Source organism: Streptomyces sp. NBC_01571 (assembly GCF_026339875.1).
Taxonomy (GTDB): domain Bacteria; phylum Actinomycetota; class Actinomycetes; order Streptomycetales; family Streptomycetaceae; genus Streptomyces.
In genome coordinates, this window is sequence record NZ_JAPEPZ010000001.1 from 5,510,315 (window position 1) to 5,529,823 (window position 19,509).

Annotated in this window: 14 protein-coding genes and 2 pseudogenes; 8 read left to right on the top strand and 8 right to left on the bottom strand. The window is 73.8% G+C overall.

The window, feature by feature from the left end; translation table 11 throughout:
• Positions 1-62 precede the first annotated feature (62 nt).
• A complete protein-coding gene (locus OHB41_RS24830; protein ID WP_266700393.1) occupies positions 63-1,004 on the bottom strand; it encodes a LysR family transcriptional regulator in 942 nt (313 codons plus the stop codon).
• A gap of 185 nt (positions 1,005-1,189) precedes the next feature.
• On the opposite strand from OHB41_RS24830, the gene snpA reads away from it, so the two are divergent.
• A complete protein-coding gene (gene snpA / locus OHB41_RS24835) occupies positions 1,190-1,900 on the top strand; it encodes a snapalysin (protein ID WP_266700394.1) in 711 nt (236 codons plus the stop codon).
• A 294-nt stretch (positions 1,901-2,194) separates the two neighbouring features.
• Here snpA and OHB41_RS24840 read toward each other — a convergent pair whose 3' ends face one another.
• The 3 genes and pseudogenes from OHB41_RS24840 to OHB41_RS24850 form a co-directional block, all read right to left on the bottom strand.
• Positions 2,195-4,141, bottom strand: coding sequence for an FUSC family protein (locus tag OHB41_RS24840; protein WP_266700395.1), 1,947 nt, complete (start codon positions 4,139-4,141; stop codon positions 2,195-2,197).
• 38 nt (positions 4,142-4,179) lie between these two features.
• A complete protein-coding gene (locus OHB41_RS24845; protein WP_266700396.1) occupies positions 4,180-5,184 on the bottom strand; it encodes an endonuclease/exonuclease/phosphatase family protein in 1,005 nt (334 codons plus the stop codon).
• An 81-nt stretch (positions 5,185-5,265) separates the two neighbouring features.
• Positions 5,266-6,013 (bottom strand): annotated as a pseudogene (locus OHB41_RS24850) (alpha/beta fold hydrolase).
• A 37-nt stretch (positions 6,014-6,050) separates the two neighbouring features.
• Here OHB41_RS24850 and OHB41_RS24855 point away from each other — a divergent pair.
• Positions 6,051-6,482, top strand: a pseudogene (locus OHB41_RS24855) (aminotransferase class I/II-fold pyridoxal phosphate-dependent enzyme); the annotation flags it as partial.
• On the opposite strand, the gene OHB41_RS24860 reads toward OHB41_RS24855, so the two are convergent.
• Together OHB41_RS24860 and OHB41_RS24865 are read right to left on the bottom strand one after the other, a co-directional pair.
• Complete coding sequence (locus tag OHB41_RS24860) at positions 6,397-7,296, bottom strand: hypothetical protein (RefSeq protein WP_266700397.1); 900 nt, start codon at positions 7,294-7,296, stop codon at positions 6,397-6,399. The pseudogene OHB41_RS24855 and the gene OHB41_RS24860 overlap by 86 nt on opposite strands.
• A 310-nt stretch (positions 7,297-7,606) precedes the next feature.
• Positions 7,607-8,062 (bottom strand): hypothetical protein, encoded by a 456-nt coding sequence (locus OHB41_RS24865; protein ID WP_266700398.1) that lies wholly within the window; start codon positions 8,060-8,062, stop codon positions 7,607-7,609.
• A gap of 104 nt (positions 8,063-8,166) precedes the next feature.
• Between OHB41_RS24865 and OHB41_RS24870 the strand changes: the two genes are divergently transcribed.
• The 3 genes from OHB41_RS24870 to OHB41_RS24880 all read left to right on the top strand — a co-directional run bounded on the left by OHB41_RS24870 (position 8,167) and on the right by OHB41_RS24880 (position 11,180).
• Positions 8,167-8,802 (top strand): NAD(P)-dependent oxidoreductase, encoded by a 636-nt coding sequence (locus OHB41_RS24870; protein ID WP_266700399.1) that lies wholly within the window; start codon positions 8,167-8,169, stop codon positions 8,800-8,802.
• Positions 8,803-8,842: 40 nt separating this feature from the next.
• The gene (locus OHB41_RS24875) at positions 8,843-10,030 is read left to right on the top strand and encodes a PP2C family protein-serine/threonine phosphatase (protein ID WP_266700400.1); all 1,188 of its coding nucleotides are present in this window, start codon (positions 8,843-8,845) and stop codon (positions 10,028-10,030) included.
• 82 nt (positions 10,031-10,112) lie between these two features.
• Positions 10,113-11,180 (top strand): hypothetical protein, encoded by a 1,068-nt coding sequence (locus OHB41_RS24880; protein ID WP_266700401.1) that lies wholly within the window; start codon positions 10,113-10,115, stop codon positions 11,178-11,180.
• Between the two features lie 52 nt (positions 11,181-11,232).
• On the opposite strand, the gene OHB41_RS24885 is transcribed toward OHB41_RS24880, so the two are convergent.
• Positions 11,233-13,194: an NHL repeat-containing protein gene (locus tag OHB41_RS24885; RefSeq protein WP_266700402.1), complete on the bottom strand. Its 1,962-nt coding sequence runs from the start codon at positions 13,192-13,194 to the stop codon at positions 11,233-11,235.
• A 230-nt stretch (positions 13,195-13,424) separates the two neighbouring features.
• On the opposite strand from OHB41_RS24885, the gene OHB41_RS24890 reads away from it, so the two are divergent.
• Genes OHB41_RS24890 through OHB41_RS24900 form a run of 3 tightly spaced genes read left to right on the top strand, consistent with a single transcriptional unit; the run spans position 13,425 to position 18,155 of the window.
• On the top strand, positions 13,425-13,790 hold the full coding sequence (locus tag OHB41_RS24890) for a hypothetical protein (protein ID WP_266700403.1): 366 nt from the start codon (positions 13,425-13,427) through the stop codon (positions 13,788-13,790).
• Between the two features lie 4 nt (positions 13,791-13,794).
• A complete protein-coding gene (locus OHB41_RS24895) occupies positions 13,795-16,710 on the top strand; it encodes a vWA domain-containing protein (protein ID WP_266700404.1) in 2,916 nt (971 codons plus the stop codon).
• Positions 16,707-18,155, top strand: coding sequence for an extracellular solute-binding protein (locus OHB41_RS24900; protein WP_266700405.1), 1,449 nt, complete (start codon positions 16,707-16,709; stop codon positions 18,153-18,155). Before OHB41_RS24895 ends, OHB41_RS24900 begins: the two co-directional genes overlap by 4 nt.
• Here OHB41_RS24900 and OHB41_RS24905 read toward each other — a convergent pair.
• Positions 18,130-19,383 (bottom strand): amidohydrolase, encoded by a 1,254-nt coding sequence (locus OHB41_RS24905; protein ID WP_266700406.1) that lies wholly within the window; start codon positions 19,381-19,383, stop codon positions 18,130-18,132. The two genes, OHB41_RS24900 and OHB41_RS24905, sit on opposite strands and share 26 nt — an antisense overlap.
• Positions 19,384-19,509 lie beyond the last annotated feature (126 nt).

Consider the following 19,509-nt stretch of genomic DNA (forward strand, 5'->3'; position numbering starts at 1 on the left):
GCGCAGACTGCTGCCGTTGCTCACATCCTCACACAGGAAGCGGGCCGGAGACCGGACGACGTTCACGGGAGGGCGGGGGCCGGGGTTCCCGAACCGCCGTGTTCCAGCCACTCCCGGTATGCGGGTGCCTGCCGTGCCGTCTCGTCGTAGGCCTCGGCCAGTTCCGGATAGACGCCGTCCAGCTCCGCCTCCGTACGGGCCGCGAGCAGCAGTCGTACGCCGAGCGGGTCGCCGTGCAGGCGGCGCACCGCCGTCTCGGGGCCGGACTGGCGGGTGGGCTGGCAGACCGTGACGACCTCGCCGGTGGCGACCAGGGAGGCCGCCGTGTGGTAGTCGCCGTGCAGGACCCGGGGGTTGAGTCCGGCGGAGCGCAGCATCCGGTGCACGGCGTCCCACTCGCCGTCGACGGTGGGGTCCACCATCCAGCGGTCCTGGGCCAGCTCGGAGAGGTGGACGACGGGACGCACGGCGGCCGGGTGATCGTTGGGCAGGGAGACGAACTGGGGCTCGCGCTCGACCAGGACGCGCAGCCGCAGTCCGTCCGGGATGCGCAGGGGGCAGCCCTCCACCTCGTGCACGAAGGCGACGTCGAGCCGTCCCTCGGCGACCAGGGTGAGCAGGGAGTTCGCGGAGACGTCCATCTGGAGGAGCGGTTCCTGGCGGTGTTCGCGCAGCCGGCGCAGCCAGCCGGCCAGGGCGCGGCTCGCGGTGGAGCCGATACGCAGCTGGAGTCCGTCCGCGGCGGCGGCCCGCGCCTCGGCGACCAGGGACCGCATTTCGGCCACCAGCGGGCGGGCCCGCCCGAGCACGATCCGGCCGAGCGGGGTGGGGCGGCAGCCGGTCCGTTCGCGGATGAACAGCTCGCCGCCCAGCTCCTGTTCGATCCTGCGCAGCTGGGTGCTCAACGAGGGCTGGGCGACGCCGAGCAGGCGCGCGGCGCGGTGCAGGCTGCCGGTGTCGGCGATGGCGCACAGCGCGCGGAGGTGCCTGACCTCAAGCTCCATGCCTGCGGAGCCTAAGTCGGAAGCAGAGGTTGCACCAGACGCACAAACCCCATGCGGAACGGGCGAGTTGGACGATCCTCCGCGGACCGATAGTCCTGGCCTATCGGCACTTGCCATCATCACAGCCGCCGCACAGGCACCGAAACTCACGGTGACGACTTCACCCCCCACACAAGGAGTCATCGATGAGACTTCCCCTGCCCAAGTCCAAGGCCGTGCTCGCGACCGTGCTCGGTCTGGGCCTCGCGGCGGCCGGGTTCGGCGCGGTCCCCGCCGCGGCGGCTCCCGTCCCCGCGCAGGACGCCGTTCACGCCGGACACTCCGCCCTCGCCGGTTACTCCGGCTACGCGGGCTCCGCCGAGGAGAGCAAGGCCAACCAGGCGTTCTTCGCGGCGGTCATCCGATCCGTCGCCGAGAAGCGCGCCGCGAACCCGAGCAGCGCCGCGGCCGTCACCGTGATCTACAACGCCTCCCGTGCGCCCTCCTTCAGCACCGAGATAGCCCGCAGCACCGCGATATGGAACGGCGCGGTGGCGAACGTGAAACTCCAGTCGGGCTCGGCGTCGAGCGCCGACTTCACCTACCGCGAGGGCAACGACTCGCGCGGCTCGTACGCCTCGACGGACGGCCACGGCAGCGGGTACGTCTTCCTGGACTACGCGCAGAGCGAGCAGTACGACCCGATCCGCATCACCGCGCACGAGACCGGCCACGTCCTCGGTCTGCCCGACCACTACTCCGGCCCGTGCAGCGAGCTGATGTCGGGCGGCGGCCCCGGTCCCTCCTGCACCAACCCGAACCCCAACTCGGCCGAGCGGTCGCGTGTCAACCAGCTGTGGGCCAACGGCTTCGCGCAGGCGCTGGACAAGGCCCTGGGCAAGACGAACGCCCACTAGGGCCGGTCGCCGGATCGTGCGGCGGGACGCGGGGCGCGCGTCGCCGCCACCGATCCGGACGACGGGCCCTGGGCCCCGCCGGCCTCCACCAGCCCCACCCCCCACGGGTGCGGGCCGCCCCCTGCACGGGCGGCCCGCACCGCCGTTTTTCCCGGACGCGGATCCGGATCCGGACCCGGACCCGGACCCGGACCCGGACCCGGACCCGGGACCGCGACCGGGCCCGCGTCTGCGTCCGGGCCGAACCCGGCCCGCGTCGGTCAGTGCCCGGCCCGCGCGCCGGCCGCGCCGGGTTCAGCGAGGTGACGCGATCGCGCGGGCCGCGGCGACCTCCTGCCGGAGGGGTTCGAGCACACTGCCGGCCGGCCCGGTGAGATCCGTACGGACGGCGACGAGCACGTCCGTCTCGCGCAGCCCCTCGGACAGCTCCCGCAGTTGCAGGGCCACCTGCGCGAACTCGGCGGCCGACGGACGCTGGGCCCCGTGCCGGATCCGCACCCCGGCCGCGGTGGTCGCGTCGACGATCCGCTCGACGGCGACGACGAGCGGGAGCCAGGCAGCGGCGCGCCGGCCGTTGGGCGGGGGTTCGCTCAGGGCCCGCTGGAATTCGGTGCGGATGCCGGACAGGTCGCGGTGGAGGCGCCGCCGCATACGGGCGCGTTCGGCGGGGTCGGCGTCCTCCCGGGAGGCGTACTCCACATAGCCGGCGGTGTCCGCGACCGTGTCGGCGAGCCGGTCGCCGACACGGGTGTGCCAGCTCTCCGGCCAGAGCAGATAGCCCGCGACGAGCGCGATCGCGCATCCCATGAGGGAGTCCACGAGCCGTGGGACGAGCAGGGCGGTGCCCTGGTGGTTGAGGACGTCGGACAGGAGCAGGATCACCGGGGTGACGGCGGCGGTCTGATGGCCGTATCCGCGTGCCCCGAGAACCGGGACGAGCGGTGCGAGGACGACCATGGCCGCCACGTCCCACCAGCCGAGCGGCACCGAGGTGAGGACGACGGCCGCGACGAGGAGCCCCGCCACCGTGCCGAGCGCGCGCATCAGTGCCCGCGAGAAGACCGACCCGAAATCGGGCTTCATCACGAAGGTGATGGTGAGGGCGACCCAGTACGAGCGGGGCACCGGAACGAGCGAGACCAGGGCCTGCGCGATGCCGATGCAGACGGCCAGCCGCAGTCCGTAACGCCAGGACCCGGAGGACAGAAGGATGGTGCGGCCGGAGCGCGCCGCCCGGACGCCGAGGCGGGCGGGCCTGCCGAGGGGGTCGCCGGCGGTGCGTGTGTCGGGGGTCCGGCCGGTGACGACGTCTGCGGCGTGGGTCAGCGCGTGGTCGACGGCGCGCGCGGTCTCGTTGGTGGGGACGGGGAGCCGGAGGCCGGTCGGCCCGGTGCGGCCGGTCTCGACGGCGTCCGCGAGACGGCGTACGGCGGCGGGCACTTCGGGGGGCAGCGGCTCGGCGTGCCGTCGGCCGTACTGGTGGGCGGCCGGGGCGCTCTCCACGACGGGGGTGACGGCGTTCAGCTGGGCCAGCAGCCGGGTGAGGTCCGGGTTGCGGCCGTGGTGGCGGGCGCGCCGCGCGAGGACGAGGTCGTAGGACTGGTTGAGGGACTGGGCGACGGCGTGGCGGCGGTCGTCGTACGCGTCGGTGCCGCTCGCGGCGAGCAGGTCCGCCACCGCCCGGTACGCCTCCGCGACGGCGACCCGTTCGGGCACGCCCGAGCGCAGCGGCCAGGCGAGCAGGGCGAGCGCGAGGACCAGCAGGCCGCCGCCGGACATCAGGACGGGCGCCAGCCACCACGCGCCCGGCAACGGCAGTCCGGCACCGATCACACAGTTGAGGAGGAGCAGCAGTCCGGACACGGAGGCGACGGAGCCGATCGTCGAGAACATCCCGGAGACGAGCGCGACGGCGGTGACCGCGCCGACGGTGATCCAGCCGTGGCCGAAGACGAGCGCGCCGATGGTGACACCGACCGCGCCGAAGAGCTGGGGGACGGCGATGGTGAGGACGCGCATGCGGTACGCGTCGGCGGTGTCGCCGATGACACCGGACAGGGCGCCCATGGAGGCGAGCGCCCCGTACGCGGGCCGGCCCATGGCGAGGCCGATCGCCAGCGGCAGGGACATCGCGACGGCGGCGCGGACGACGGCGGCGCGGGAGACGGGGGCGTTCTGCGGGCGGAGGTTCCTGACCAGCCAGTCGGGAGGGGTGAGCGCACTGGGCAACTGGCGGGACATGGGCCCATTATGACCGTTTCGCGGAGCCGTCCCCGGACTCATCCGGGCTGGTGGAGGGTGAGATCGACGAGCAGCGCGCGGTGGTCGCTGCCGGTGATGGAGAGGAAGGAGGCGCCGGCCGCGGAGAACTCCTCGGAGACCAGGACGTGGTCGATCTGGGCGCCGAGGGCGGGGGTGGTGCGGGCCGGCCAGCTGGGGGTCCGCGGAGCGCCGGCGAGGCGCGAGCCGTCGCGCAGGCCGGTGTCGAGGAGGTGGCGGAAGGCGGCGTGGTCCTGGGAGGCGTTGAAGTCACCGGCGATCAGGGTGGGGGTGGCCCGGTCGGCGGCCGCGTAGGCGCGCAGCTCACCGAGTTCGTGGCGCCAGAGGCCGACCTGTCCCGGCAACGGGGGCTTGGGATGCGCGAGCTGGAGCCGTACGGGGTGGCCGTCGACGTCGGCCACGGCCCCCGGCATCCCCATCGTGGCGCGGATGCCGTCGGCCTTCGTGAGCGGGAAGCGGCTCATGATGACCGACCCGTCGGAGCCGGCGCCCTCGACGGACTCCCGGTACGGGTAGGGGCCGCCGGTCCGCTGGAAGGCGTTCCGCAGGGCGCGGGAGCAGGCGTACTCGCACTCCTCGACGAACACGATCGCGGGCCGCTCGCGCCGGACGGCGGCGATGAGCGCGGGGGTTCCCCTCCCGAACTGCACGTTGGAGGTCAGTACCCGCAGCTCGGCGACAGGACTGCCGACGGGCTCGCGGGTCTTCCCGTGCGGCTCGGTGAACCAGGCGATCGCCCCCAGCACCACCACCCCCCACACCAGGCCGGTCCGCCAGCGCGCGAACAGGGCGAGCAGCAGGGCCAGACCGAGGGGAGCGAGCAGCCACGGCAGGAAGGCGAGGAGCTGGGGCACGGGGGTGACGCCGTCGGTGTCGGCCGCCCGGCAGCCCACGACGACGCTCACGCCGGCGAGCAGCGCGCCGGACACCCAGGGCCCGGCTCTCCGTCCGGCCGGCCGCCGTGCCCGCCGTTCGTCCGTCCGTTCCGCTGCCGCAGTGTCCACGCCCCGGCCCTCCACTCGTCCGTGTGGGATGCCCGAATCCTCCCTCGGACACGGGGTGGTGCGCGCGCGTGGCGACGAACGTCACCTCTCCGAGTGGGCCGGGGAGGGGGCGCCGAGGCGGTCGAGGAAGGTGGCCGGTGCCGCGTTGAACTCCTCGGGCCGCTCCAGGTTCGGCAGGTGTGCCGCCGAGGCGATCACACGCAGCGTGGAGTCGGGCAGCGCCGCGTGCATCGCCTCCGCGTCGTGGACCGGGGTGAACTCGTCGTCGGCGCCACCACGACGAGCGCCGGGACGCCGACCCGGGTCAGCAGGTCGCGGTAGTCGGGGCGGAGCGCCCGTCCGCGCAGGGCCGCCGCGGCGCCCTGGACCGGGGTGCGGGTCATCATGCGGTGCACCTGCGCCGCGACCCGTGCGTCGGCGTAGGGCGCGACCATCTTGTACAGCACCTCGTCCTTGTACAGCACCTCGTCGGCGTATCCCGGTCCGCCGTCGCGGCCCGTGCCCGCCGGCCCTCCGGCGTCTCGGCCGCCGGGAAGGTGTCGGCACCAGCGCGCTGGATCCGCTCCGGGAAGAGCCGGTAGCACTCCATGGCGATCTGGCCGCCCATGGAGAGCCAGGCGAGGGCGCATTCCGCGACGCCGAGTTCGTCGAGGAGCGCCCCGACGTCCCCGGCGAAGGTGGACAGGAGGGTGACGCAGGGGACCACCGGGGAGGCGCCGTAGCCGCGCAGGTCCGGTGCGATCACCCGGCGCTCCGCCGAGAAGGCGGCGATCCGGGGAGCCCACACGGTGCGGTCGAAGAGGTGGCCGTGGATCAGGACGAGGGGCAGCGCCGACGCGGCGGCGCCCCCTTTGTCCTCGTACGCGAGGCTGGTGGTCCCGCCGGAGCGGGTCGAGGCCGTCGCGGCGGCCCTTCGCTCCGGAGCGTGGACCGCGGGACGCTTCGCCCTGGAGGCCGCGGTCCGCTGGATCGCCGACGGGACGGTGGAGCGGCTGGTCACCGCCAAGCGCGTGGACGCGGCGGCCCGGCAGCGGCTCGTCGCCCGGTACCTCGCGGGGTTCTCCGTACGCGCCGGCCCGCGGTCGTACTTCGCCTGGTGGGAGCTGCCCCCGCCGTGGCGGGCCGACACCTTCACGGCGGCGGCAGCGGCGCACGGGATCGCGGTCACCGCCGGCTCGGCGTTCGCGGCCGGCACCGGCGCTCCGGACGCCGTCAGGCCCGGACTCGCGTCGGCTGGTCCGCCGGAGCTTGCGAGGGCGCTGCGGACGCTCGCCGGCGTCGCCCGTACGCGGCCGTGAGCAGCGCGGTCGACGCCACCGTGACACCGAGGGCGAGCAGCAGCCAGGAGACGAGGCGGAGGGTGCCGGTGAGGGCGTCGTAGACCGCGCCCGCCGCGCTGGGGGACACGTCGGCCGGCAGGTCCGCGAGCGTGAGCCGGCGGCCGACGGAGATCGCGACACCGAGCAGCGCGGCGCCGAGCGCCGTGCCGAGCCCGGTGGCCAGCACCGCCCGTCGGCGGCACACGGCGACCAGGATGCCCGTCACGGCGAGCACGGCTGCCGCGGCCGGCAGCCAGAAGCCGGCGAATTCAAGCACGTGGAACCCCTTCCGGAGCTGGTTCAGGTCCTCGGACGGCAACACCGTGATCTCGGTGTGCTCGACGGGGATCCGGTTCGCCAAAGGCATGTGCTCGACCGTGAGTTGGCTCTTGACCCGCTGGGCGACCGGCGCGAGGTCGATGGTCACGGCCTCCTCGCGGTCGCTGTGCAGCGCCCGCATCACGGCGTCGTGCGCGGCCCGGTTCGCCGCCTGCCACGCCGTGCGGAACGCCGGGGTCCGGGTGAACGAACGCACCGCGTCCCGCACGAAGTGGTTCACCGGCTTCTGGAGCGGTGCGCCCACGTGGACCTCGCGCAGGATCCCGTCCGTGACGGCCGAGGCGATCGCCTCCCGCACGTCCGAGTCGGAGGCGAGGGGCGCCACCGTGGCCTCGTACCGACCGCTGTCGCCGATGCCGTACATCGCCCAGCCCGACAGCGCGCCGAGCGGCGCGAGCAGACAGGCGAGACCGATCAGAACGGCCGACAGGGCGCTCCGGGCACGAGGGGACACCCCCTCAGGCAAAGCCCCGGCGGAGACGGGCGCGAGCGGTGTGACTGCAAATGGGCGCACGCCACAAGCCGAACGGGGACCCGGACCGCTCCCCCGCGGCCCCGCGGAGCCCGGGCGGAACCGGGCATCGCCCGCTCCGGTGGAGGGCTCACCCGAACGGGTGTTTCCTGGAACCTGGAAGAAACAGGCGTGACCATCACGCCCCGTGGCTCCTGGGACCGGCGTCCCAGGAGGTAGGTGAGTGAGGGAGGTGCACGAGACCCCGGCGGCCGCCGGGGTCTCGTGCACCACATACGGCGCGGGCGGGACGTCAGCCCACGCGGTGACCTGCTCCGTCCTCGTGGGTGTAGTAGCGGTAGAAGTTCACCGCGAACACGCCGAACGCGACCGCCAGCGACATCATCGTGGACCGCCACACGCTGTGATCGGCCTGGCTGTAGATGAAGCCGAACGCGACGCCCGCGAACACGGCCCACAGCACCGCGTGCCGTTCGCGCCTCATCAGCGGCGCCACCTTGAGGACGCCGATGCAGACCGCGGCGAACACGATCGCGCTCACGAACCCGAACAGGATGTTCCAGCCCGTGATCGGCCCGCCGCTGCGGTTGACGGCCGCGGCCCAGAACCCGTAGACGAGCCCGCCGAGCACGGGCACCGCCCACTGCGCGACGGCGTGGGTGCGCGCGTCGAAAATGTCCGAGGGCCGTGGCGTCCGGGCCGTTTGCCGTGTCCCTGACGCCGATGAGGCATGTGCCGTGTGAGCCATGGGAGCACTCCTCTCTCCTCGCCCCTGCCTTCCAGGGCACACCTCGCCCGGACGCCTGGCAAGTCGGGATGCGGGGGCCCTGACCCCGTGTTTCGCTGACTTCCATGAAGCTCGTACTCTTCGGCGCCACCGGCATGGTCGGCAGCCGTATCGCCACGGAGGCGTCGGCGCGGGGCCACCAGGTGCTGGCGGTCAGCAGGTCCGGGCAGTCCCCGGTCCCCGGCGTCACCGCGACCGCCGCGGACGCCGCCGACGTGGCGAAGGTGACCGAACTGGTGGCGGACGCCGACGCGGTCGCCTCGGCGTGCGTGCCGCCACGCGACGGTACGGATCTCACGGGCCCCTTCCTGACCCTCAACCGGGCGCTCGTGGACGGCACGCGTGCGGCGGGCGTGGCACGGCTCGTGGTCGTGGGCGGCGCGGGCAGTCTGGAGGTCGCGCCCGGACAGGAGCTCTGCGACCAGCCGGGCTTCCCCGAGGCCGTGCTGGCGGAGGCGCTCGCCCACCGCGACGTCCTCACCTACTACCGGACCGTCGACGACCTCGACTGGACCTACGTCTCGCCCGCCGCGGAGATCGGCCCCGGCGCGCGCACCGGCCGGTTCCGGACCGACGGCGACCGGATGCTCACCGACGACCACGGCAACAGCCGGATCAGCGCCGAGGACTACGCGGTCGCCTTCGTCGACGAACTGGAGACGCCCACCCACCCGCGTGCCCGGATGTCGGTGGCGTACTGACATCGGCCGCGCGCGCCGACAGGACAGGCGGTACGGCGAGGTGGGCGACTGGGAACCCCCGCTCGGCCCGCTGGCGCGCCCGGCCCGGCGGGACGACCCCGTCCAGCGGCAGAAGCTCCTGAGACTGCGCGGCCGCAGCGTCGCGTGGGTGGCGCCCGCGCTGCTGCTCGGCGGGATCGCGGTGGCCGACTGGAACACCTCGGGCGAGTTCCGGATGATCTCCTGGATCGTGCTCGTACCGGGCATCGCTGCGGCGATCTGCGGAGTGTGGGGCACGGCGGCCTTCGCCTGCCTGTCGATCCTCACCTACCTGGCGGTGGACAGGTCCTGGTCGTACCAGTACCAGACGGGGCTGCCCGACTTCATCCTCGTCGCCCTGGGCAGCCTCCTGGCGATCCTGGCCTGCGTGGTCCGGGTCCGCAGCGAGCGGCGCATGCTGCACATGCTGGACGTCGCCGAGACGACCCGGCGCACCGTGCTGCGCCCGATGCCGGCGGGCTGGGGCGGCCTCGACCACGCGGCCGTGTACCTCGCCGCCGACAGCGAGGCCCGGGTCGGCGGCGACTTCTACGACATCCAGCCGGGCCCCCGCGGCACCCGGCTGCTGCTCGGCGACGTCCAGGGCAAGGGACTCGGGGCGGTGGAGGCGGCTGCCGCGCTGCTCGGCACGTTCCGGGAGGCGGCCTACTACGAGCCCGTCCTCGACACGGTCGCCGACCGGCTGGAGGTGCGCATGCTCCGGCACGTGCGCTACCGGGCGGCGCTCGGCCGCGACGACCGTGACCGCTTCGCCACCGGCATCCTCGTCGGCTTCCCCCAGGACGACCGGGACACCGTGGAGTTCGTCAACTTCGGCCACGAACCCCCTCTGGTGGTCGCCCCCGACGGTGTGCGCGACCTGCCGCCGGGCCACGGCCTGCCGCTCGGCCTGGCCGCCCTGACCGCCGAACGGCCCCTCGTCCTGACGGTCGCGCTGGCACCCGGCGAGACCCTGCTCCTGGTCACGGACGGTGTGACCGAGGCCCGTGACGCCGACGGCGCGTTCTTCCCGCTCCGCGACCGGGTGGCCGGCGCCCTCTCCGCGGACCCGTCCACCGCCGACCCGGAACGCCTCGTCGAACTCGTCCGCGACGGCACGCTGCGGCACTGCGGGGGACGCCTCTCGGACGACACGACGATCTTCGCGGTACGGCGGCGGACGGGCGGCGGCGGCACAAGCCGTCCATAGGGGGCGTTTGCACGTCTGTCGTCCCCCCTTTGCAGGCGCAGCGGTTACGGTGCTGGCGTACGTGATCGATGGGGAGGGAACCATGCCCGGAACCGTGCTGCTCCTCGCGGCCTCGCCGGTGGGCAAGGGGTGTCTGGTGGACGCGGCGTCCGTGCTCCCCGTACTCGCGGCCGTCTCACCTGCGGTGCTGTCCGGCACGGACACGGCGAACGTGGTCGAACTGGCAGACCCCCTGGAGCCGCAGGCCGTCCTGACCCGGCTGCGCGCGGCGGCGACGGCCCCCGGCCCGCTGACGTTGTTCGTGACCGGCCAGCTCCAACTCGACCGCCGCCAGCGCCTTCCCCACCTCGCGCTGGCCCGCACCACCCCGGCGACCGTCCGCTACACGGCCTTCCCCTGGCACTGGATCGCCGAGGAACTCCGGCTGCGCCCGCCGGGCACCACCGCGCTCCTGGTCGACCTGCACGCCGACGCGGAGAGCTGGGAGTACCTCGCCACCGGCACCCTGACCGTGGGGACGGGCGTCGGCCTGTACGGCCGGGTCGCCCCGCCGCCGCCCCGGCGCACGGTGGCGACCCCGGCGTACATGAAGGCCGTCGCCACCATCCTGCGCAGCGGCCACCGGCCCGCACTGCCGCTGCTGCACGAGCAGGCGCTGGCCCGCACCCACGGGGAGGGCGGGCAGCCGGGGATCGTGCTCGCGGTGGACGCCCGGGTGCCCGCGACGCCGGACCCGCACGCCGCGATCACCGCCGCCGCGCAGGCGGGCCGGCACGACGAGGCCGCGGCGCTGGCCGCGCGCTGGGAACAGGAGGCGGTCCGCACCTGGGGCGCCGCGTCCGAACAGGCCCTGCACTGGGCGGAGGTCCGTGCGGACCTGGCGATGCTCGCGGGTGACGCGGCCGGCAGCTGCCGGGTCTGGCTGGCGGTGGCGACCGTGCGCCTGGACGCGGGACAGCCCGCCGACGCCCCGTCCGTGGAGGCGGCCGTGGACCGGGCCCACCACCAGTGGGGCCGTGTCGACGAACCGCTGCGCGCTCGTGAACTGGGGCTCGCGCTGGCCGGGTTGAGGCTGCGCGTGCCCGGGCGCCGGCAGGGCGCGCTGGACCATGTCCAGTGCCGGCTCAGCCGGCTGGAGGCACAGGTGTGACAGCCCGCCGGCCCTCGCGGGGGAAGCGGGCTGCCGGATCACGCCGGGTACGTCAGCCGGTGAAGAGGAAGTACTTCCAGGCGCCGTGCGTCGTCGAGTTCACGGTGTCGCCCGAGGTGCCGTTGTAGTACGAGGAGCGCACCCGCATGCGGTAGCCCGTCTCGTGGGTGCCGCCGAGGCGCACCTTGGAGACGCCCGTGGAGCCGAGCTTGAAGTAGTCGGTGCCGGCGTCGTACCAGGTGCCCTGGTAGTACACCGCCATCTCCAGCCGCTGCCGACGGTCCGGGTACGCCGTCATCGTCGTGGTGAACAGCGGGTCCTTGGACTTGTGGAAGTAGGCGTACGTGTGGCCGTACACCGACTTCGTCCGGTACTGGCCGCTGATCGCCGTGGACACCTTCACCTGGGCGCCGACGGTGCTGCTCACGGACTTCGGCGCGTAGTGCGCGTCGCCCGTGAACTTCGCCGTGACCTTGGCGTCGCGCGTCAGGCCGAGCGTCACCGGCAGGTCGCCCGACGCGTTCACCCTGCCGGTCTTCACCAGCTTGTTCGGCTTGTCGGAGCCGTAGGGGTCCGCCCAGATCTCGACCGTGCGGTTCTTGTACGTGGAGCCAAGGTGCGCCGTGAACTTCACGTCGGCGCCGTAGGCGTACACCTTGCGGTTGTTGTTCAGGGTCAGGGTGGGGGTGGTGCGGGAGACGTCCACGGTGTCCGTGGCGGTCGCCGGGGTGTGGGTGGCGTCGCCCGCGTACTTCACCGTGTACTTCACCTTGCCGCCGGCGGGCGGGGTGTCCTTGAAGGAGAACCTGCCGCCGGTGCCGAGGGTCTTGGTGCCGAGCGACGTGCCGTTCGGCGTCTCCATGTCGGTGCGCGTGACGGTCAGCGGGGTCCCGGCGGGCAGTGCCAGGCCGGCGGTGAGCCTGCCGCCGACGGTGAGAGCCTTGGCGCGGGCGGCGGTCGAGGGTGCGTCGACGGTCAGGGTGCCGGCGTACTTACGCGGCTCGTCGACGACGTGGAAGGTGGTGGAGTAGGAGACCTCCGTCAGCACGAACAGCTTGTCGCCGGCGGGCGACCAGACCGCGCCGTGCCGGTTCCACACCGTGCTGGACTGCAGGTTGCGCACGCTCGCGGGCCGTTCCGGCCCGCCTGTGAAGACATACGTGTCGCCGGTGTCGTCGAAGTCCCAGGTGGTCGCCGCGACCGTGCCGTCCGGGGCGATGCTGACGCCCTCCGGGGTGTCGGGCACGGGGTAGGTGCGCACCTGCTCCAGGTCGGACAGCCGGTACTCGGTGAGCGCCTTGTCCCCGGGGCCCGCCACGACGAGGTTCCGGCCGTCCGGGGTGAGTGCCGCGTCCCTCGGGAAGCCGCCCTTGTCGGCGGACACACGGATCACCGGCGTACCGGAGGAGATGTCGTAGACGATGACCGGGCCGGAGCTGATGCCCGCGTCGAGGGCGACCAGCGTCCCCGGGTTGTCCGGGTCGGCGTAGAGCAGGGGCGGGCTGGCGTAGTCGTGGTCCGCGCCCAGGTCGAGCGTGACCGTGGGTGTCCCTGCGGTCAGGTCGACGGCGCCGAGCCCCGACTCCCACTGGTCGCCGTAGGCGAACCACAGCTTGCCGTCGGCGAACGCGAGTCGGGAGGGCTCGGTCCTCGGTCCCGTCGGATACGCGGCGGTCCGCGTGAGCTGGGCCGTGTCGAAGGCCACGATCTCGTCGGCGCCCTCGACGGCCGCGTACAAGGTGCCCGAGTCCGGGCCGAGTTCGAGGTCGGTGACCTGGGGCAGGTCGGGGAGCCTGCCGACGATCCGGCCCGTGTAGTCGGTGACCACGATCTGGTTCGAGGCGGGGTCGCTGATGAACAGCCGCTGGTGGACCGCGTCCACGACCGTGTCGTGCGGGTCCTTGACGTCGAGCGGCCTGCTGGAGTCGGCCGCCGCGACGCCGGTGCCGCCCAGGGCCAGGGCGGCCGAACTGAAGAGGACCGCCAGCGCTGTGGCGGCAGGAAGAGAGCGCATACGCAAGCTGTTTCGAACCCCCCGGAACGAATGAAGCTGTGGGTGTCACCCGTACGGATCGCGTCCCCTGTATGTGTGTGACCTGTGAGCCGTATGTGACGAGTGAGCGAAGAGTAGGTCATGTCGCCGACAACAGGGAGCACAGGGGTCCCGCGTGTGCGGTGTCCGTGCCGTGCTGCCCCGGTCGAGAGCCTCCCCGGACGTCTGTTCCGGTGCCATGATGGTGAGTCATGACTGCTGAGGGGGAGGGCGTGGCGGCCCGGGCCGTCCGTGTGCGTCTGGACGGTACGGCGAGCGAGAGCGACGTCGGCGCGCTGAAGAAGTGGCTGGAGCGCGAGAAGCCTCTGGAGGAGCTGGTCAGGAGAGGCGACCTCAGGATCGAGGAGCGTGCCGGGACCGACGCGCAGGGCACGCCCATGGGCGTCGGCATGGACATCGTGCTGGTGCTGATCGGCGCGGGCGCCGAGACCCTCTTCAAGGAACTGCTCGCCCAGGTGAAGAGCGCCGTGCGGGCCTGGCGGGACAACCGCGGCTCCGTCGAGAACGGCGATCCGCCCGACGCCCGCGTCGATTCCGTGGACCCCGACGAGAGGTAGTCGGGTGGACCGCTTCGACCCGCGCGGACGAGTGAACCGGGCACTGCTGGTCGGGGTGTCCGCCTACGAGTTCACGCGGCGGGAGCACCGCCACGGCGTCCCGAGCCCGCTGCCCGCCGTCGCGCACAACCTCTCGCTGCTCGCCGGCGCGCTGGAGCGGGGCGGAGTCGTCGGGCCGGGCGAGATCACCGTGGCGGATTCCCCGGTGCTGGGGGAGTTCCGCAAGGAGCTGCGCACGGCCGTCGACGCCGCCGAGGGGCTGCTCCTGCTCTACTTCGCCGGACACGGCGCCGTGCCCAGCGCGGGCGACGAGCTGTGGCTGCAGATGCGTGACGCTGAGGTCGTCCGGGGCGGGACGGCCGGGTTCGAGGGCGCGGCCCCGTTCACCAACGTGCTGAGGATCCTCGCCAACAGCGACGCGGAGCGGATCGTGGTCGTCCTCGACTGCTGCAACGCGGGCAACGCGGCCCGCGTGTGGGAGGCGGTGGAGAGACCCGACATCAGACGGCGCGTCTCCGTGCTCATGGGCGTGCAGGCCAACCACCGCATCGACGCGGGGGACGGCGACACCCCCACGCCGTTCACGGCCCGGCTGGTGGACCTGCTGACGGACGGCGTCGAGGGACAGGGCGACGAGGTCCACTTCCTGGCCCTCTCGGAAGCGCTCAGGGTGTACATGTCCGCCCACCACCGCACCGAGCGCGGCGAGCCCTGGGAACCGCAGAGCCGTACGGAGAACCCGCCGGTGGACGTGCTGCTGGCGGTCCGGCCGGGGGCCACCGCACCCGGCGGGGAGACCGAGGCGGGTGCGGGCCGGACGGTCGGCGCCGGGTCCACCACGCCCACGGGGGCCGCCGGGCGCACCGTGCCCGCGGGGTCCGCGGGGTCCGCGGGGTCTGCGGGGCACGTCGGGACCACGGCCTCCACGGGACCCGGCGGACCCGGCGGACCCGGCGGGACGGTCACGGGCCCGGCCCGCCGAGGGCCGGGGGCGCCGGCCCGGCTCCGGATCCGCGGCCTCCTCGCCGCGGCAGCCCGCGCCGTCCGGGCCGCACGGACCCGTGTCCGTCCCACCCCCGCCCGGCGCCCGCCCACGAGCCCGGCCGAGCCCCGGCCGCCCGGCCGGACCCCGCGCCCGCGCACACCGTGGCGCTCCCCGCGTCTGTGGCCCCGCCGCACCGCCGTCGCCGCCACCGGCCTGGCCGTCGCCGTCCTCGGTCTCACGGGCTACCTGGTCCTCGGCCACGGCGCGTCCGGCGGGGCGCCCTGTGCCCCGCCCCTGGAACTGCGCCTCCTCACCGATCCCGACCTGGAGTCCACCGTCCGCAAGGCCGCCGACACCTACCTCACCTCGACGGCGAACACCACGGACGACGGCTGCCGGCGCAGCGGGATCACGGTGTACGGAGCCGGCTCGGCGGCCGTTGTGGCGGGCCTGCGCGACCAGTCGGACCCCTGGCAGCGGCCGGTCGGCGACGAGGTCGACCCGCAGCGCGACATCGGACCCCAGCCCGACATCTGGATCCCGGCCACGGCGGCGACGGCGGCCCGCGCGCGCCCCACCGGGCTCCAGCGCAGCTATGTGTCGCTGGAGCCGGACCCGGCCCCCTTCGCGTACTCCCCGGTCGTGCTGTCGGTGCCGCAGGAGATCGCCGAGGCCTCGGTCGCCGACCGTACCGGCGACTCGCTCACTGGCCTGCGGCAGAAGCTGACGCGGCGGGACGGGAGCGCCGAGGTGCGGCGCCCGGACCCGGCGTACACGGACTCCGCGCTGCTGGCGACGGTCGGCCTGTACGGCACCGGGACGCCCGACGTGAGCCGGGCCGAGGAGAGCGTGGACCAGACCGGGCCGGTCTCTCCGACCGCGGGTGACCTGCTCTGCACACTGCCCGACAACGCGGACACCGACCGGGGTACGGCGGCCCTGGTACCGGAGTTCCTGATGGTGAGCGGTGTCGGCTGCGACCGGACGACGCGCACCCTGCGGATGGCCGAGTACCCCGACGACGTGCCGGCCCTCGCCCCGCTCTTCGTGCGGGTCCGCTGGACGGGCGGCCACAGTGACGGCGCGGCACGGGACGACGCGGTCCGGTCGTTCCACGACTGGCTCACGGGCACGGGGGGCGGGAGCGGGGACGGGCACGGCACCGGCGGCGGGAGCGGGCCGGGCGGAGGGCTCGCGGTCTTCGGGAAGGACGGCTTCCGCTCGCCTTCCGGGGCCCATGCCCTGCTGTCCTCGCGGGTCCCGGACGCCGGTCTGATCGCCGATCCCGGCCGGTCCGCCGGGGCGGCGGGCGCCGACGCGATGGAGACGGCGCTGAAGCGGTACCGCAACGCCAACGGACCGGGCCGGGTGCTCTTCCTGCTGGACAGCTCCGGCTCCATGGCCGACCTGTGGCAGGGGCCGGGCGGTGCCCCCGGCATCCTGAAGCAGTCGTTCGCCGGGCTCGGCGACCGGGACGAGTACGGGGTCTGGTCCGTCGCCTCGCCGGGCAGCCGCCCCTACGGCGAGATCCTGCCGTTCGGCCGGCACAAGCGGCAGGACGCCGAACGCGCCGTCGACCGCGGAGCCGTCGTCCAGGACGCGGAGGCCGATCCGTACGGCGCGCTCGAGGCCGCGCTGGACACCATGGCCGGCAAGGGCAGGGACGACAACCGCCCCGAGCTGATCGTCTTCCTCACGGACGACGAGGACAACAACCGCCTCACCGCGCACGATCACGTCGGCGAGCTGCTCAAGCCGCTCCACGACAAGGGAGTTCCGGTGGTCATGGCGGCCCTGGACAGCGGCGGCTGTGCCAAGGGCAGTACCGACCAGCGGATGTCCGAGGCGAGCGGCGGTCGCTGTCTGGACACCAGGAGCGACCTCGTGGCGGACCTGCGGAACGAGGTCGCGCGCACGGGAACGGGGGACGAGTGACGAAGGGACGGGCACACGGGGGCGGGGCGGGCCGGCGGGTGTCCGGGTGCGGGCTGGCCCTGGCGCTCCTGCTGACCTCCGCCTGCACCGGTGGCGGTCCCGCGCCGTCCACCGCGCCCGTCTCCCCCGGCGTCCCCGGGGACATCATCGTGGCCAGCGGGCGGGACGTGACCGGCAAGGGCGGCATCCGGCAGCAGTTGATAGACGCGTGGAACGCGCGGCAGGACAAGGAGCACACCGGTGTCCACGCCCGTCTGGTCGAACTCCCCGGCTCCGCCGACGAACAGCGCAGCCAGCTCCTCGGCGCGCTGCAGTCGCGCAGCGCCGAGTACGACGTCGTGAACCTCGACGTGACCTGGGTGCCGGAATTCGCCGCCGCGCACCTCATACGCCCGCTGCCGGACACCCTGGTCGACGGAGACGTCATCAAGTCGGTCGCCCGCACGGCCCGTTGGGACGGGAAGGTCTACGCCGTGCCGTTCAACAGCGATGTCGGGCTCCTCTACTACCGACGCGACTACCTGGAGCAGGCGCACATCCGGGACACCGACCTGAGCCAGGGCGTCAGCTGGCAGCGGCTGCGGGATCTGACCGACACCATCGAGGCACCGGGCGCGCGGCGGCCACGGGGGTACGAGAAGGGCTGGACCACACAGCTCGGCCCCTACGAGGGCCGTACGGTCAACGGCGCCGAGGCGTTCCTGTCCGCCGGGGGCGGTGTCGCCCTCACCGACGACCGGGGCCGCTACACCGCGACCGTGTCGGAGCTGACCGAGGGGGTGGCACAACTGCGCGCCCGCGCCCAGGCCGCGTACACGCTCGGCGACGCGTTCCGCTCCGACGAGACCGAGTCGCTCACCGACTTCGCCGACGGCCGTACGGCGTTCCTGCGCCACTGGCCGTACGCGTACCGCACCCTGCACCAGTCGCTCGGCGAGGCGCAGCTCGGCGTGGCCCCGCTGCCGGGCCGGGCGGTGCTGGGCGGACAGAACCTCGCGGTGACCACGCAGTCGCCGCGGCGTGCCGCGAAGGCGAAGGAGCTGATCGGCTTCCTCACCGACAAGGAGAGCGAACGCTGTCTGCTCGACGCCGGGTTCGCGGCCACCCGGGAGTCCGCCTACCAGGACGACGACGTGAGCTGCGGTACGGCCAGGACCCCCGCTGTGTCCCCCGCGTCCCCGGCGGCGTCCCCGCCGGCGTCGCCGTCCGCGGAGAGCGTCGACCGTATGCCGCGCGACGACCACGGCCGTCCCCGGTACGCCCGCACCATCCTGCTGCCCGCGCTCCGGCGCGCCGTGCAGCGCCCCCGCACCCCGCTCTACGGGGCCTTCACCCAGACCTTCGCCACCGAACTGGGCAAGCTCTTCGGCGAGGATCCGCCGACTGACGCGGAGTTGGCGGCCGGACTGGACAAGGCGCTCAGGCGGATCCTCCCGGACCGGTGAGGCAGGCGAGCGCCCCCGACACCAGCGTCCGCACACCTGGCGCGAGGGTGCACGGGTCGGGCGCGAAGTGCGGGCTGTGGTTGCTGGGCACGGCGGCGAACTTCTCCATGAGGTCGTCGCCCGGAGCGGCGTCCCAGACCTCCGCCGGGGTGCTCGTCACGAACCAGTAGGAGTACGGGATCCGCCCGTCCGCGAGCTTCGGGAAGTCCTCGCTGCCCATCGCCGGACCCGGGTCGAGGATCGTTCCGGTGCCGAAGACCTCGCCGTGCACCGCGGCGATCCGCCGGTCGGTGTCGGGGTCGTTGACGGTCACGGGGAAGCTGTTGCCCACGGTGACGTCGGGCTCGCGCGGGCAGCCGGCCGCCAGGCACTCGCCCGCGGCGATCCGCCGGATCGCCGCGATCATGCGGTCCCGCACCTCGTCCGACTGGGTGCGGAGGTTGAGGGCGATCCGGGCCTCGGAGGGGATGATGTTGTGGCGGGTGCCCGCCTCGATCCGCCCCACCGTCAGGACGGCCTGCTCGCGTGCCGCGATCTCCCGGCTGACGACGGTCTGCAGCCGGGTCACCAGGTACGCGGCGGTGACGACCGGGTCGACGGTCGACTCCGGGCGCGAGCCGTGCCCGCCCGTCCCGTGCACGACGATGTCCACGTCGGTCGAGGCGGACATGATGAGACCGGGCCGGTGGGCGTAGAGCCCCGTCGGGCCGGGGGCCGCGTGCTGGGCGAGCAGCACGTCCGGCGACGGGAACCGCTCGTAGACGTGGTCCTCGATCATCGCCGCCGCGCCCTCGCCGGTCTCCTCGGCGGGCTGTCCGAGCACCAGCAGCGTGCCCGACCAGGTGTCGCGCCCGGCGGAGAGCGCCTGTGCCGCGCCCGCCAGCCAGGTGACGTGCAGATCGTGCCCGCAGGCGTGCATCACGCCGGGGGTCGTGGACGCGTACGGCAGCCCGGTCTCCTCCTGGACGGGCAGCGCGTCCATGTCGGCGCGGAGCAGGACGGTGGGCCCCGGTCCGTTCCGCAGGAGCCCGACGACCCCGGTGCCGCCGATGCCGGTGACCGTGTCGTACCCGGCGGTGCGGAACCGGTCGGCGAGGGCGGCGGCGGTGCGGTGCTCCCGCATCGACAGTTCCGGGTGCCGGTGGAGGTCCCGGTAGAAGTCCTCCAGGGCGGGGAGCGGGAGGTCGGCGGTGAGGTCCAGCGCGGTACGTGCGGCAGGGGAGTTCACGGAGCCAGGTTAGGGGCTGTCCCGTGATCCCCGGTGGGCGCACGACGACAGCTACGGCACCTCGCCGCGTTGTCGGATCGCCCGAATACGCCCGGTATGGGGACGACCCTCCGGCTTGCGATGCAC